The 13071-nt window shown below is 45.2% G+C and carries 12 protein-coding genes; 11 read left to right on the top strand and 1 reads right to left on the bottom strand.

Going from position 1 to position 13071, the window contains the following annotated elements; all coding sequences use genetic code 11:
- Positions 1-2 precede the first annotated feature (2 nt).
- Positions 3-1274, bottom strand: a complete 1272-nt coding sequence (locus tag L0P89_RS05435) for a fibronectin type III domain-containing protein (RefSeq protein ID WP_235267393.1) — start codon at positions 1272-1274, stop codon at positions 3-5.
- 212 nt (positions 1275-1486) lie between these two features.
- Here L0P89_RS05435 and L0P89_RS05430 point away from each other — a divergent pair, with 212 nt between their 5' ends.
- The 11 genes from L0P89_RS05430 (at position 1487) to L0P89_RS05380 (ending at position 13012) form a co-directional block, all read left to right on the top strand.
- On the top strand, positions 1487-1900 hold the full coding sequence (locus L0P89_RS05430; protein ID WP_235267392.1) for a type IV pilin-like G/H family protein: 414 nt from the start codon (positions 1487-1489) through the stop codon (positions 1898-1900).
- Complete coding sequence (locus L0P89_RS05425) at positions 1900-2382, top strand: hypothetical protein (protein ID WP_235267391.1); 483 nt, start codon at positions 1900-1902, stop codon at positions 2380-2382. Before L0P89_RS05430 ends, L0P89_RS05425 begins: the two co-directional genes overlap by 1 nt.
- Positions 2383-3795: a GspE/PulE family protein gene (locus tag L0P89_RS05420; protein WP_235267390.1), complete on the top strand. Its 1413-nt coding sequence runs from the start codon at positions 2383-2385 to the stop codon at positions 3793-3795.
- Positions 3796-3798: 3 nt separating this feature from the next.
- The gene (locus L0P89_RS05415) at positions 3799-5973 is read left to right on the top strand and encodes a type II secretion system protein GspD (protein ID WP_235267389.1); all 2175 of its coding nucleotides are present in this window, start codon (positions 3799-3801) and stop codon (positions 5971-5973) included.
- Positions 5973-7181, top strand: coding sequence for a PilN domain-containing protein (locus L0P89_RS05410; protein WP_235267388.1), 1209 nt, complete (start codon positions 5973-5975; stop codon positions 7179-7181). Before L0P89_RS05415 ends, L0P89_RS05410 begins: the two co-directional genes overlap by 1 nt.
- On the top strand, positions 7165-7677 hold the full coding sequence (locus L0P89_RS05405; RefSeq protein ID WP_235267387.1) for a hypothetical protein: 513 nt from the start codon (positions 7165-7167) through the stop codon (positions 7675-7677). The genes L0P89_RS05410 and L0P89_RS05405 overlap by 17 nt, the downstream gene beginning before the upstream one ends.
- 100 nt (positions 7678-7777) lie before the next feature.
- Entirely contained in the window at positions 7778-8992 is a 1215-nt protein-coding gene (gene dinB / locus L0P89_RS05400; protein ID WP_235267386.1) for a DNA polymerase IV, read from the top strand.
- Positions 8993-9042: 50 nt separating this feature from the next.
- Positions 9043-9369, top strand: coding sequence for a four helix bundle protein (locus L0P89_RS05395; RefSeq protein WP_235267385.1), 327 nt, complete (start codon positions 9043-9045; stop codon positions 9367-9369).
- A gap of 101 nt (positions 9370-9470) precedes the next feature.
- The gene (locus L0P89_RS05390) at positions 9471-12476 is read left to right on the top strand and encodes a DNA polymerase III subunit alpha (RefSeq protein WP_235267384.1); all 3006 of its coding nucleotides are present in this window, start codon (positions 9471-9473) and stop codon (positions 12474-12476) included.
- A gap of 31 nt (positions 12477-12507) precedes the next feature.
- Positions 12508-12753, top strand: a complete 246-nt coding sequence (locus L0P89_RS05385; RefSeq protein ID WP_235267383.1) for a hypothetical protein — start codon at positions 12508-12510, stop codon at positions 12751-12753.
- The gene (locus tag L0P89_RS05380; RefSeq protein ID WP_235267382.1) at positions 12743-13012 is read left to right on the top strand and encodes a type II toxin-antitoxin system RelE/ParE family toxin; all 270 of its coding nucleotides are present in this window, start codon (positions 12743-12745) and stop codon (positions 13010-13012) included. The genes L0P89_RS05385 and L0P89_RS05380 overlap by 11 nt, the downstream gene beginning before the upstream one ends.
- Positions 13013-13071 lie beyond the last annotated feature (59 nt).

The raw sequence follows: 13071 nt of genomic DNA, 5'->3' as shown, positions 1-13071 counted from the left end.
ATTTATTGATTTTGTTTAAGGGTTTTGATTTCTTTGTTCAGCTTGATGATATGAAGCGTCAACTCCTCGATCTTCTCCAACAACAACTTGTTCATTTCACCAAGTTGAATACCATTGGCCTTGACCTCTTCTGCTGAGGGTATGTTGATAAGGTGGCCTTTCTCTTTGATATGCTTTTCGACTTCCTCTAAAGTGGGTAGATCATAACCTTCGCTGAACACATAATCGGGCCAACCGGTTTCGACCTTAATTTCTTCAGCTCTAATACTTCCTTTAACAGCCAGTCTGTAAGCACCGGGTGAGTTAGTGCCTATTCCTAAACCACTCCCATCAACACCGAACATATCAGACTCATCATGTTCAATCTTGGCGTTGCCCGAGAAATGTAGATTTGCTTCTGGATTCGCTACACCGATTTTTACTTTTCCATTGTTGTAATAAATGTCATTCCCATTGTTAGCTGTTGACCATGTCTCAAGCCCACCACCTGAACCTGAGTCTGTAGTTACAGTAACCACGTTGCTGTCGAAGCTCTCATTGCTCACCGCGTCCAAAGCGCGTACCTTTATGTCATGGGAAGTGGAAGGTGCCAATCCCATAAATTGATGGTTGGTGACATTTCCCAGGGTAGTAGGGACGTTGTCAAGATATATTTTGTATCCTGTAACTGCGACATTGTCCGATGCCACATTCCAGGAAACATAGATTGATGTATCGGTATTGCCAGTGCTTGTAAGACCTGATGGCGCCGTGGGAGGCGTGATATCGGGAGCCGGTTTGGTAAAGGTTATTGCGTAGACATCGTCTCCCAAAAGTGTGCCAGTACCACCACTTGCGCTCCAATAGCTTACTGCAAAAGTTATAGAAACGTCTAGGTGGTTGGGCAAGGTCAACCTGCTTTGATAGTTACCCGATACGTCACCATTAAAGGCGTAAGGCGCCACACTCTCGGTTCTACTTTCACCTATGGTCGTAGAAAAAGTTACACTTCCTACTGATATGGGAGGCACTGCGACGATATTTAAACTATCACCGACCACATTTAGGTCATAAGTGGAACCGTTGGAAATGTTCAAAATCTCTTGATCGGTTAGCGAGTTGAAGAGTTTGATGGTCCCATAATCTATTTGAGAGAACGCATTGCTGTAAACAAAAAACACAGCCAATTCAAGGCCGTGAGAAAATGTACTTTTTATAGTTGAGATGTTAAGATGTGATGTGGTCAAGTGTAAAAAGGACAGAGGGTCCGTTTTCTTTGAAAAGAAATCGCGCATAGTTAAGTAGGTTGTTTAATAAGTAAAAACTTACTTTGGTAATAAGTTTTACTCTGCAATAGTATGTATATTTTCGTAATTTTTTAACACGCTTTTTGTTTTTTCGATGAACTACAAAAGATGAAAGAAAAAACTTATTTTTTGATACGTTCTGATATAATAACCAAAGGTTTTTTTAGTTATATGTGTAACCAAGTCATGACATCATACTTATGCCCAAATCAACTCTTTTCAAAAAGGTACCCGCGCTCAATCTTCAAGAGACGCTTATCGTCTTGGCCATCATCGGCATCTTGCTGTTGTTGGCCCTGCCCAATCTGATGCCGCTCATCTCAAAGGCAAAGAGCATCGAGGCGCAGACACAACTGAAGGCGCTCTATAATGCACAGACCACCCATCGCTACATGTACAGTAAGTTCACGGCAGACATCGGTGAACTCGACTTTGTGGCCCCCAAGACCGTAAAGGAAAATGGTACCGCCAACTATGTGTACGAGATAGTCTCGGCCAATGATGTGGCCTTCAAGGCCCGGGCAGAGGCCGTGACCGATTTTGATGGAGACGGGGTCTTCAATGTCTGGGAGATCGATGAGTCGGGCAACCCCAAACAAATAATAAAAGACTGATGCTCTTTTTAGAACTTTTGACCATGCTGGGCTTCGGAATGATCGCCCACCAAGATTTTAAGGAGCGGGCGGTGCTTTGGGTCTTGTTTCCCATACTGGCCGTACTGTTGGCCCTACTGCACCTGCGCCATATGCCCTTTGACCACTTCGCGTGGTTTGCCCTGCTCAACATGCTGCTGGTCAGTTTAATTTTGCTGGTGCTCTGGGCCTATACCAAGCATATTATGCAACAAAAATTTTTGAACACGGCCTTTGGCCTGGGCGACATGTTGTTTCTCTATGCCTTTGCGCTGGGGTTTCCGACGGTCACCTTTATCGTGTTGCTAGTGGGGGCCCTTTGTTTTTCGATACTTGCCTATCTGGCCTTAAAGCCTTTTATGGAAATGGAGACCGTGCCCTTGGCGGGGCTCATGGGAATTTTCTTGATAGGGGTACTGGTGTTGAGCCATCTGCCCGATTTCCCTTCATTGTATATCATCTAAATGGAAAAGAACAGCTTTCAAATACCGGTACACCTACAGCAACGGATCTCTGCCGAGCAGGCCTTTCACTATCGTATCGTGCCGGTGGCCGAAAGCGGTGATGCACTGGTACTCAAGACCGATACCGAATCGTTGCAGACCCTCTTGGCCGAACTCAACATTGTCTTGGACAAGCCCGTATCATTACAGCCTTGCGATACGGAAGAACTACAACAATACCTGACCACCAACTATCGCAAAAGCACCACCAACGAATCTGCCCAACTGGGTTATACGAACGATTTTTTGGAAAAGATTCTGCTGGGTGCCCAGAACATGGGCAGCAGTGACATCCATTTCGAACCCTATGAAGAGCGTTGCCGTATCAGGTTTCGTTTAGACGGAAAACTGATCGAACAGTACAGCATACCCATTCAAGATTATCCCACAATGGTCAACAAGATCAAGGTGAGGGCACATCTTGACATTGCTGAAAAACGCTTACCGCAAGATGGCCGAATAACGGTGAAATCAAATGGTTCTGAGTTCGATATCAGGGTCTCTTCACTGCCCACATTATATGGGGAGAAATTGGTGTTGCGTATTCTGAGCCGAGAGACCGGGGCCGTCGAACTTGAAGCGCTGGGCTTCACCGAGTCAGAGCTGGACCGCTATAAAGAAGGTATTCGAAAGCCAAATGGTATCGTACTCATCTCTGGCCCCACGGGCTCTGGAAAGACTACTACACTGTACGCCACCCTGAAATTACTCAACAGGCCCGAAACCAATATCCTTACCATCGAAGATCCCATCGAATATACGCTCGAGGGTGTCAACCAAGTACAATTAAAAGAAAACATTGGTCTTGATTTCGCCAGTTCGTTGAGGACCTTTCTAAGGCAAGATCCCGATATCATCATGGTAGGCGAGATACGGGACGTGAAGACGGCCAACATGGCCATTCGAGCGGCATTGACGGGGCATTTGGTGCTATCGACCATTCATACCAATTCTGCCTGGGCGACCATTTCAAGGCTGATCGATATGGGCGTGCCCCCATTTCTTATTGCGAGCACCTTGAATATGAGTGTGGCCCAGCGCCTGATCAGAAAACTCTGTGTTCATTGCAAGAAAGAAGAGAAACTGGATTCTGCCCAACTCCCCTCGAGCTTTCAAATTCCCAAAAATTTGAACAGGCATTTCACGGCCACGGGTTGCAACCAATGTTACCATACGGGGTATTCGGGCAGGAAGGCACTTTACGAGATTTTGCCCATCACCAAAGAACTTGCCCTGCCCATCAAAGAGAACCAATTAGAAATCGACAAGCATTTTAAGAAACACAAAATCGACACCCTAAAGACCAACGCCATCGATATGGTGCAACAAGGCATTACCACTATCGAAGAGGTATATGCCCTTTTGACAAACTGATCAATGAAAAGACTATTCACCATAGTATTGTTTTTTCTAGCGCTGTACACTTCGTTGGCGCAAGAACGCGACCGCATACTGACCATTAAGAACAATTTGGAATTGTTGGCCGCTGACAATCCGGCTTACAATGAAACGCTTCAACTCGAGGTGAACGTGGCCAATGTGACCCTGCCCAATTTTTTGATGGCCGTTTCGAGGGTGCACAAACTGAACCTGAGCGTGGCACCCGATGTGGCGAACATCAACATAGTCAATAATTTCTCAAATGTGACAGTGGCCGATCTGCTGATCTTTCTCTGTAAAGAATATGACCTGACCATCGATTTCACGGGCAGTATCTTGGCCGTCAAACGGTATGATAGACCACCTGAGAAGCCCACCGAAAAAGAAATCAAGGTGGAATTTAGTCCGACGACCAACCTCATCTCATTAGACATCAACAATGACCCGCTCGAAAAGGTGTTCAGAAAAATCATGGAGGTCTCTGGGCAAAATCTGTTGTATTCGAACAATTTGAGAAACAAATCGCTGAACATTTTCTTGAATGCAGTGCCCCTTGACAAGGCCATGGAAAAGATTGCCGACCTGAACGGACTCATACACTCAAAATCAAGGGACGGTTTTTATCTTTTCAGCGCACCGGATGTCGAAAAAAACGGAGGAAATTCACTGAGAGGTTTTCGACCTGGCATGCATTATGAGGTATTGGACACCATCAACAAAATAGTGAACGTAGCGTTCAACGATTCACCCATTGCCAACATCATCGAATCGTTGAGCCACGACTTAAAGCTCGATGTCTACACGGCCACCCCTTTAGAGGAAGCCGGTAGTGTTACCTTTAATGCCAAGAGCATCTATTTCGATGACCTACTGGCCCATATCTTCGAGAGCCAAGAAACGGGTGCCCCAGTGATGGCCGCCGAAAACATTCAGAACAATGGCCGTGCCCGAACGAACAACAACCCATCACCATCTCCGGTAAGGGCCATCAAGCACTTTACCTTCAAAAAAGAGAACAATATCTATTTTTTTGGTACGGCCGATCAGTTAAGCCTTAGAAAGATTGAAATCGTGCAGATGATGCACCGATCGGTAGAACTATTGAGCGACCCTTCTTATTATTCAGGCGGCATGCGAACGGCTGGCCGAACCAATCAGGGCGGCATCAACTATTTTGCAAATGGTCCAAACAGTGGATTGCAGGGTGGCCAGCAAGGGCTCAACAGCTCTCGTCGTACCCTCAATACCCGGGCCAACCAATTCGATTCGTATCATGACGGTGCAGAGGCCTTGGTAAATATCCTTCCCGATGAAATCAAGGCAGACCTTGATATCAAGGTTGATTTTGAACTGAACAGCTTTTTTGTCAGTGGGCCCTCTGCCAAAATTGAACGGTTCAAAAGCTTTATCAAGGAAATCGACCGACCCGTGCCCGTGGTGCTCATCGAGGTGATGATCATCGAGGTACGCAGGTCGGCCACTGTCGAGACAGGCATTAGCTGGGGCATTGGTGACCAGCCGGTCACGACCAGTGGCAGTCTCTTTCCCCAAACAGACATTACGTTAGGGGCCAATACGGTGAACAAGGTCATAGGGGGGTTTGATGGCTTTGGCTCTTTCAATATCGGAAAGGTGGTGCCTGAATTTTTTGCCACGATCAAGGCCCTGGAAGAAAATGGTAACATCAAGATTCGGTCCACTCCGAAACTCTCTACCCTGAATGGGCATCGCGCCAACTTATCCATTGGAGAAACGACGTATTACGTTATTACCAACCAGAACTTTTTTGGCTCGCAGATCCCTACCACCTCAGAGGTGCGAAACTATGCGCCCATCGATGCAGAGCTTGGGGTGAGCATCAAGCCATTGGTGTCGGGTGACGGACAAGTGACCTTAGACATCAATGTCATTCAATCAGATTTCAGTGGGGAGCGCATAGAGGAAGATGCCCCTCCCGGACTTACCTCAAGGGAGTTCAGTTCGATCATCCGCATGCAGAACCAAGATCTGGCCATTCTGGGCGGACTGGAAGAAAAGATCAAGAACGACTCGGGCAGCGGGGTGCCCCTCTTGGCCAGGGTGCCGGTCATCAAATGGCTCTTCAGCAAACGAAAAAGGGAAGATACCAAACAAAAACTGACCATACTCATCAAACCCACGGTCATATACTGATGTTCAAGAAGTGGATACAACATATCGTTGAGGGCAATGGTTATTTCGGACTTGAAATCTATGAGTTGGGAGGGGAAGAATTGTTCTCCCTTATAAAGGTAGTGCGACAAAAGGGTGAACTGGAGATAGCCTTGGAAGTCACCACTAAAAAACTGGATGAGGTCATGGCCCATCTCGACAAAAAGACACCACTCTTTTTGACCCTCAACACACCACAGGTGCTAAAGAAACAAATAGCCCATGAAGCACAGGGCAACCATGAACTTTTGGTGGTCAATGCCTTTCCGAACCTCGAACTTGACAATTTTTATTATCAAATATTCAGCCACCAAAATTCAGGTCTTGTGGCCATTGGCAAAAAGGAATACGTCAATTGGTACCTGGAGCAGTTACAGAAATTGGGGCTGCATGTTTTTTCGGTCGCCCTGGGCGTGGTGCCCATGGAGCATATCGCCGGTTTTTTGGAGGGGGTCATCGAAGGTTCCAATTTCATGATGGAATTCAAAGGTGGCAGGTTAGTAAATTTCTCCACTAACGAAAAAGCTATCGATAAGCGCTATGATATCAACGGCTTGGCCATTGGCAATAAGCAGTTGCTCTCGTTCTCTAATATCTTGGGGCATTTGATGGGGGTAAGCCCTATGGCTAACCTTCAAGAAACAAATATTCAGTTGACGAACGAGTTTAAAAACATCAGGATCTTTGATGTGGGCCTCAAGGCCACCATCGGCTTTTTTTTGGTATTGCTATTGGCCAATTTTTTCTTGTTCAACCATTATAACAAAGAAAATGAGGCTTTGCAAAGTAGCCTGGCGAGTGAGGCTTTGCAAGACAGTTCACTACGGCAATTAAAAGAGCGCATCGCTGCCAAAGAGGAAAAATTGAAGGTGCTGGCCAGCTCACAGCATTCAAGAACGACCTTTTATTTTGATGAGCTGGGCAAGAGCCTGCCCCATTCGATCTGGCTCAGCGAGATGGAATACCAGCCCCTCATAGTACCGGTTCGTGAGAAGAAGCCGATAGAGATCAGCAAGAACAACATTCAAGTCTCGGGAATCACAAACGACAAGATGACCTTCACGGTATGGTCTGACAACCTCGAAACACAGAAATGGGTCGATAAGGTAGAGATCATCGATTATGAATATATCTCAAATTCTTCGGCGAACTTTACCGTCAACATCATATTGCATGAAACTGACCAATAAGAACAAATACCTGCTGGCCGGTGTTGTTGCCATGTTGCTGTTGAGCTATCGATTGGCGATCCACAAGACCTTGATGGTAAGGGAAGAGTTCTACAACAGCTTGGGGAAAAAGGAATCCATTACGAATCTGCCAAGGCAACTTTCAATGTTGGGCCAAAAAGAGAAGACATTGGATGCACAATTGGTTGCATTTGATGTAGGCAATTCGTCCCTACAAAACAATCTGCTCAAGTTTTTGAACCAAGAAGCCTCAAAGAACCAAGTAAAGATCATCGATTTTAACTCGCCCCATGTGGTGGAAGGGGAGAAGGGCACCACTGAGACCCATATCCTTCATCTGGAAGGGGGGTACACAGATATTCTCAAGACCTTAAATGCTTTAGAGAACAAGGGAAGCTACGGTGCCATCAGCCACTTGGCATTCGAGAAAAAGAAAAACTACCGCAGCAAACGCACCTACCTACAGGCACAGATTTTTTTGGAACAAGTTAAGTAGGTAATTGTACAGCCATAAAAGTGATGGGTTCTATTTAAAAAAATGGAAATAATCCAATAAAAAGGAATAATTCCATATATTAGCAATTCTATTATGGATAGTGAACAAAACCATTCTACATCTCGACCTCGATACGTTTTTTGTCTCCGTAGAGCGGCGAATCAATCCCGAACTACGGGGAAAGCCTTTGTTGGTCGGCGGTATCACCGATCGGGGGGTAGTCGCTGCCTGTAGCTACGAGACCCGGGGGTATGGTATCCACTCGGGCATGCCCATGAAGATGGCCAAAGAACTTTGTCCCGAAGCCAAGGTTATCAAGGGCAATGCAGGCACCTACAGCAAGGTGTCTGATGAGGTTACCGAAATTATCAAGGAAGCGGTGCCCGTATTTGAAAAATCGAGCATTGATGAGTTCTATGCCGATCTATCGGGCATGGATCGGTTCTTTGGGTCGTACAAATACGCCACTGCGCTGCGGCAAAAAATTATCAACGAAACCGGAATGCCCATTTCATTTGGGCTATCGGTAAACAAAGTGGTCTCAAAGGTGGCCACCAATGAGGCCAAACCCAACAACCAACTAAAGATTGACTTCGGACTCGAGAAACCTTTTTTGGCTCCCCTTTCCGTAAAAAAGATACCCATGGTAGGCGATAAGACCTATCAAACACTTCGCAATTTGGGAATTCGACGGGTAAAGACCATTCAAGAAATGCCCATTGATATCATGCAGCGGGTCTTGGGTGCCAATGGCAGGGTCATCTGGAAACGGGCCAACGGCATGGACAATACCCCCGTGATCCCTTTTCATGAGCGAAAGTCCATTTCCAACGAACGCACTTTTGATCGTGACACCATTGATGTGATCAAGCTCAAGGGAATCATATCGGCCATGGCCGAAAATTTGGCCTATCAACTGCGGCGGGGCGAAAAATTGACGGCCTGTATCACGGTCAAGATCCGGTATTCTGATTTTAATACCTATTCAAAACAAAAACGAATACCGTATACCAGTGCCGATCATATTCTGATTCCGAAGATCATGGAGCTTTTCGATTCGCTCTACAATAAGCGGATGCTGGTTCGCTTGGTGGGGGTACGGTTGAGTCACTTGGTCTCGGGCAATTACCAGATCAATTTGTTCGATGATACCGAAGAAGCATTGAATTTATACCAGGCCATGGACAGGGTAAGGACCCGATTCGGTGACCGCGCCGTGATTCGGGCCTCGGCCATGGGAGCCAGGACCATAGGCAGAATGCACAACCCGTTTAACGGACAGCCGCCGATTGTGCTGGCACATCGCAAACAATGAGTTGTTTAAAATTTCAAATCACGAATATCAACTTCCAAAAAATGTCAAAAATGAAAATCTATGATCTTGAAGAACGCATTTATGTATTTGCAAGAGCCTGTCGGGTACTGGTAAAATCACTTCCCAAAACCATTAACAATATTGAGGACGGAAGACAGCTTATACGCTCTTCGGGTTCAACGGGGGCGAATTATATTGAAGCCAATGAGAAATTGGGGGATAAAGATTTTTTAATGCGGGCAAAAATTGCCAAAAAGGAGGCCAAGGAAAGTCATTATTGGCTAAAACTGTTATCAGATATGAATTCTCTTTCCCAAGAGGCTATTGATGAATTGAAGTCCGAAGCTCTAGAAATAAAAAAATATTATCTGCCATAATCAACAAGTCATCATAAAACAACTTGGAACTTGTCATTTGGAACTTGTCATTTGGAATTTGTCATTTGGAATTTGTGATTTATCATTTATGATTTCACCTCATGTATCTCAATTGCCACACATATTACAGCCTGCGCTTCGGAACTTTTTCTGAAAAGGAACTCTTGCGTTTGGCACAAGAAAACCATCTTGGGCAACTCGTACTGACCGATATCAACAACACTTCGGCCTGTCTCAATTTTGTGCGGGAAGCTCCCAAATATGGCATAAGACCTATTTTGGGCATTGACTTTAGAAATGGGGCCGACCCCTGTTTTGTGGGCATTGCCAAAAACAATGCGGGGTATCAAGAACTCAATGCCTTTTTATCTGATTGCCTTCATAATGATTTGGAGGTTCCCCAACAGGCCCCCAATTTTAAAAATGCGTTTGTGGTCTATCCTTTTGAGAAAGTACTGTTGACCGAAAAGCATGAATTTTCAGACCATGAATTCATCGGTATTTCCTTCAAGGATTTACGGCGGCTCCCCTTTTCACGAGTAAAGAATTATACCGATAGACTGGTGGTGCAGCAACCCGTGACCTTTAGAAACAAGCGCGATTTTAATGCGCATCGCCTGTTGCGGGCCATCGATAACAATGTGTTGCTCAGCAAGCTTGATGAAACAGAAGTGGCCAATGAGGGGGAAAGAATGTATTCTGTCGAATACCTTGCCAAAGCTTTTGCTGAACACCCCCACATTTTAGAAAACACAGCGCGATTGTTGAACCAGTGTTCCATTCAGTTTGATTTTTCAAAAAAGCGAAAACCCCAAAACCTAGACTATTACACGGGCAGCAAAAAAGAAGATGAAGCGCTTCTCGAAAAACTGTGCCATGAGGGGTTGCCAAGGCGATACAAAAAGGCTTCCAAAGAGGTAAAAAAGCGGTTGTCAAAAGAGTTGGATCTCATCAAAAAAATGGGCTTTGTCTCCTATTTCTTGATCAATTGGGACATTGTTTCCGAAGCAAAAAAACGTGGGTTTTACTATGTGGGCCGTGGCAGTGGGGCCAATAGCATTGTCGCTTACCTTTTGTACATCACCGATGTAGACCCCATCGACCTTGACCTTTATTTTGAACGGTTCATCAACTTATACCGGGCCAATCCGCCCGATTTTGATATCGACTTTTCATGGCGCGATCGTGAAGCCATGACCCAATACATTTTTGATCGTTTTGAAAATGTGGCCCTTGTGGGCACCTATGTGACCTTCAAAAGAAAGGCCGTGATTCGTGAACTGGGAAAAGTCTTCGGATTGCCCAAAGATGAAATTGATGCATTGAGTACGGGCAACTATGTCACATCAAGATTGGATAGCCTTGCGATCTTGGTGCTGGAGTACGGAAAGTTAATTGAGGGTATGCCCAATTATGTCAGCGTGCATGCCAGTGGAATCCTCATCAGCGAGAATCCCTTGCAGCATTTTTCGGCGACTTTTATGCCCCCCAAGGGCTTTGCCACCGTGCATTTTGATATGGTCATTGCCGAAGATGTGGGCCTTTTTAAGTTTGATATTTTGGCCCAACGTGGATTGGGAAAAATAAAAGATACCATAGCTATTGTAGCGCAGAACCAACCAGAAAAGGCAACTTTCGACATTCACGATGTTTCAGCATTCTATAAAGATCCCACGATCAATAACCTGATAAAGACCGCCCAGTGCATGGGTTGTTTTTATGTAGAGTCGCCCGCCATGCGCATGCTGCTCAAAAAGTTGGAGGTGGACAATTATTTGGGGCTGGTTGCGGCCAGCTCGATCATCCGTCCGGGAGTGTCTAAAAGCGGTATGATGCGGGAGTATATCTTAAGGCACCGTAATCCAGGTAGAACAGAAGAGAGAGCACACTCCGTAATGCTCGACATTATGCCAGAGACCTATGGGGTCATGGTGTATCAGGAAGATGTGATCAAAGTGGCGCATTATTTTGCAGACTTGGATTTGGGCGAAGCCGATGTACTGCGCCGCGGAATGAGCGGCAAGTTTCGATCGCGGGAAGAGTTTGAAAAGGTCAAGGACAAATTCAGAAGCAATTGCCTCAAAAAGGGAATTCCAAGAAAAACGGTTGATGAAGTCTGGGAGCAGGTGGCCAGCTTTGCGGGCTATGCCTTTGCCAAAGGGCATTCGGCTTCCTATGCGGTTGAAAGCTATCAAAGCCTATTTTTGCGTGCCTATTTTCCGTTGGAGTATATGGTGGCCGTGCTCAACAATGGCGGTGGATTTTACCGCCCTGAATTTTATGTGCACGATGCGCAAATGCTGGGGGCGACCATCCATCCGCCTTGCATCAACCAGAGCCACATCGCCAATGTTATCTATGGGACGCATATTTACTTGGGAATGATGTATTTGCGCGAGTTGGAAGACCGTGTCATGCAACGCATAGTCAAAGAGCGCGGGGCCAACGGAAAGTTTACGTCATTGGAGAACTTTGTCGACCGTGTGATCATTTCAATAGAGCAGATAAGCATCTTGATCCGCATCGATGCCTTTCGGTTCACGGGCACCAACAGGCATGAGCTTTTATGGAAAGCCCATTTGATGATTTCGAAGACCAAGCGCATTGACCATCCAAAACTATTTCCACCGAAGCGGAGCAAGTTCAACATTCCAAAATTGAATACGACCTATCTTGAAAATGCTTTTGAGCAATGGGAACTTTTGGGCTTCCCCCTTTTCAATCATTTTGAACTCTTGCAAGAGGCCCCAAAAAGCAAGAACGGACAGCGAGATTTGGAACGGTATCAGAATAAACGCATCGATATTTACGGCTACCTGATCACTGTTAAAAATACGACTACCCACAAAGGCGATGGTATGCACTTTGCCACCCTATTAGACCAATACGGCGAAGTGTTCGATACGGTGCTCTTTCCGCCCGTGGCGGCAAAATATCGTTTTCGGGGCAAGGGAATTTATCGTTTTTATGGCAAAGTGGTCAGTGAATTTGGCTTTCTCAGTATCGAAGTGATCAAGATGCGAAAAGAAGATTATATTGAAGACCCCCGATACGCAGATATGAAAACAAGTAGAAAACTGTCAAAATTTAATGCGCAATCGAAATAATCCGTATTTTTATATATATAAAGTATATATTTTGAAAAAGATTAGAAAATTAATCGATATGGATGCTGAAAGCCTACAAATTCTAGAGGCTGAAGCCAAAAAACAAAAACGTTCCTTAAAAAGTTATCTGGAACATACGCTAGAGGAAACGGCCAAAAAATTGGAATCTCCCTCTGCGGAATACAAAGCAATGATGGATGAAATGCTGGCACGCGTGGCAGACGGAAAAGCAGAATACATTCCTATTGAAGAGATAGAGAAAAAGTATGGGCTTTAAAGTCCAAATGCTCAAGGAAGCTGCTGTTGAACTTCATGTCGCTGAATGCTATTTTGCTTCAAAGGGCTTGTCGAGAGCGTTTTTAAACGACTTTGCGCGACAGCTTCAATTTTTAAAGACAACGCCCCATTCATTTCAAGTGAAGTATAGAGGTATTCGTATTTTAAATTTTGAACAGTTCAATTACTCCATTCATTATAAGGTAGATAAGAAAGAAGCGGTTATTTATCGTATTTTAAACCAAAGACAGAATTTTTGAACACATGAAATGAGCATAGTTTTTTTCATTGAGAAATTAACCCACCAAAACGAATAAAA

This window comes from Muricauda sp. SCSIO 65647, from assembly GCF_021534965.1.
Lineage (GTDB): Bacteria > Bacteroidota > Bacteroidia > Flavobacteriales > Flavobacteriaceae > Flagellimonas_A.
Note: the sequence above shows the minus strand (reverse complement) of the source record. Positions and strands in the feature narration are given on the sequence as shown.

Bases quoted from the DNA above. Each gene is read 5' to 3' on its own strand.
- L0P89_RS05435 (WP_235267393.1), bottom strand. From the start codon at position 1,274: ATGCGCGATTTCTTTTCAAAGAAAACGGACCCTCTGTCCTTTTTACAC.
- L0P89_RS05430 (WP_235267392.1), top strand. From the start codon at position 1,487: ATGCCCAAATCAACTCTTTTCAAAAAGGTACCCGCGCTCAATCTTCAA.
- L0P89_RS05425 (WP_235267391.1), top strand. From the start codon at position 1,900: ATGCTCTTTTTAGAACTTTTGACCATGCTGGGCTTCGGAATGATCGCC.
- L0P89_RS05420 (WP_235267390.1), top strand. From the start codon at position 2,383: ATGGAAAAGAACAGCTTTCAAATACCGGTACACCTACAGCAACGGATC.
- L0P89_RS05415 (WP_235267389.1), top strand. From the start codon at position 3,799: ATGAAAAGACTATTCACCATAGTATTGTTTTTTCTAGCGCTGTACACT.
- L0P89_RS05410 (WP_235267388.1), top strand. From the start codon at position 5,973: ATGTTCAAGAAGTGGATACAACATATCGTTGAGGGCAATGGTTATTTC.
- L0P89_RS05405 (WP_235267387.1), top strand. From the start codon at position 7,165: ATGAAACTGACCAATAAGAACAAATACCTGCTGGCCGGTGTTGTTGCC.
- L0P89_RS05395 (WP_235267385.1), top strand. From the start codon at position 9,043: ATGAAAATCTATGATCTTGAAGAACGCATTTATGTATTTGCAAGAGCC.
- L0P89_RS05390 (WP_235267384.1), top strand. From the start codon at position 9,471: ATGTATCTCAATTGCCACACATATTACAGCCTGCGCTTCGGAACTTTT.
- L0P89_RS05380 (WP_235267382.1), top strand. From the start codon at position 12,743: ATGGGCTTTAAAGTCCAAATGCTCAAGGAAGCTGCTGTTGAACTTCAT.